This window comes from Streptomyces sp. NPDC000880 (assembly GCF_053599675.1).
In genome coordinates, this window is record NZ_JBSFMS010000249.1 from 1 (window position 1) to 1,221 (window position 1,221).

The window sequence follows — 1,221 nt, forward strand, 5'->3', positions numbered from 1 at the left end:
ACTCCTCCAGATACTCCCCCGTGCCATCGGACGAACCGTCATCGACAGCCACAATCTCGATCCGGTCGGCACCGATGCTCTGCGCCTCGACCGACTCCAGACACCGCACCAGATACGGCATGGCCTCATAGGCCCCGATGATCACGCTGACTTCGCACATGGACACTCCGGCAGTTCTGCGCGACGGAAGATCGCGCCATGCTGCCCTGTCCGTGTATCACACGTGTGTCGGACATGACACGGCCCTGAATCGCGGCGTGGAATCCCGGCGTTGGGCAGGCGGGCGGCGCGGCGTGGGCGCGTCAGGCCCCGCGCCTCAGCCCGCGCAGCGCCCGCTGGGCACGCCGCGCCGCGCGCCTGGCGAACGACGCACCGTCCTGGCGGCCGGACGCGACACGCGACGGCAGAGGTGTGACGCGTTCCCCGCCGATCTGTTCGGCCACGCGCACCTCGTAAACCGTGTCGGGCAGCCCCTCCGTCCCGTCCCCGAAGTGCGGATACGCGAGATACCTGCACCCGTCCCGCTCCACCACCTCGGCTGCGGTCCCGGCCCGCTCGAATACCAGCACGTCCTTCAGGAGGTCGAAGCGTCCCAGCGCGGCGCCGGTGAGCCGCAGCCGCTCGCCGACCTTGAGGCGCATGGCCACACCCTCGGTCCAGTACGCCTCCATCAGGGGGGCCACAAGCTCGACCTTGTCCCGGCCTCTCTCCTCCGGCTGCTTCAGGACGATGGGGCCCAGCTGGGGCAGTAGCGAAGTCGCGAAGGGCCTGATCATGAGCAGGTCACGCCGGTCGCCGGGCGGTACATGCGCCGCGATCAGTTTCATCAGGGCGTGCGCCGCATCGATGATCGCGGCGTGGTCGACGCCCTTGGTGACGTGTTTGCCGTCGTCTCGGCCCACCAGGTAGTAGCAGGTGTAGTCAGCGACCACGGAGACTCCGGCGCCCCGCAGATACGCCTCCATGGTGAACAGCGCGTCCTCGCCGAGGCGCATGCCTTCGTCGAAGCGCAGGTCGTGGCGGACGAGCAGGTCGCGCCGGAAGAGCTTCTGCGCGCTCAGCGTGAACTTGATGTTGGAGGAGAAGACGTCCGTACGCTCGATGCTCCGGCGGTACATCGACTGGCCGGCGTTGCGGTTGACGCCTTCGATCTTGCCGAGCACCACATCCGTACCGGCACGGTCGGCCATCGCGACCAACCGCTCCAGCGCCTCTTCGCCG

2 protein-coding genes are annotated in these 1,221 nt (G+C 68.2%); both read right to left on the reverse strand.

The window, feature by feature from the left end; all coding sequences use genetic code 11:
- The coding region (locus ACWDO5_RS35705; RefSeq protein WP_450534679.1) for a glycosyltransferase family 2 protein at window positions 1–160 on the reverse strand (160 nt) is incomplete at its 3' end.
- Between the two features lie 142 nt (window positions 161–302).
- Window positions 303–1,221, reverse strand: a 919-nt coding sequence (locus ACWDO5_RS35710) for a glycosyltransferase family 2 protein (protein WP_450534678.1), incomplete at its 5' end; no start/stop codon positions are given.